The sequence below is a fragment of the Oleiphilus sp. HI0125 genome (genome assembly GCF_001635355.1).
Map to the genome: position 1 here is coordinate 1 of NZ_LWGF01001368.1, position 470 is coordinate 470.

Genomic DNA, 470 nt, shown 5'->3' on the forward strand with positions numbered 1-470 from the left:
ATCTGGGAAGGGAAGGCATTCTGCATTCGCTTGTACAAATTCAATATTGCTGCCGTAGCCTTTGTCTAATAATCGGTCTCGTCCGACATTGAGCATAGAGGCGTTAATGTCAGCGAGTACAACTTTGCCTTGATCTCCAACGCGTTTGGAGAACTGCATCGTGAGATCTCCAGTTCCCCCAGCAATGTCTAGTACCTTATGACCAGAGCGTACGCCAGAGGACTCAATGGTCAAACGTTTCCATAAACGGTGGATTCCAAAAGACATTAAGTCGTTCATGATGTCGTATTTTGCAGCGACAGAATGAAATACGTCTGCGACTTTGCCGGCTTTTTCTTCGACGTTGACGTTCTCAAAACCAAAGTGAGTGGTGTTTTGATTGGTGTCGTTGTTTGCTTGGGTTTCTTTCACGCTAAGTTGCTCTTGCAAGACTAAATCTGCACCTATTCTATCGTTCACAGAGCTCGAAG

Annotated in this window: 1 protein-coding gene; it reads right to left on the reverse strand. The window is 45.3% G+C overall.

The genetic code is table 11. The features are described from left to right. Positions 1–411: class I SAM-dependent methyltransferase (locus A3762_RS23485; RefSeq protein WP_156493700.1), on the reverse strand; the 411-nt coding region annotated here is incomplete at its 3' end. Positions 412–470: the final 59 nt, after the last annotated feature.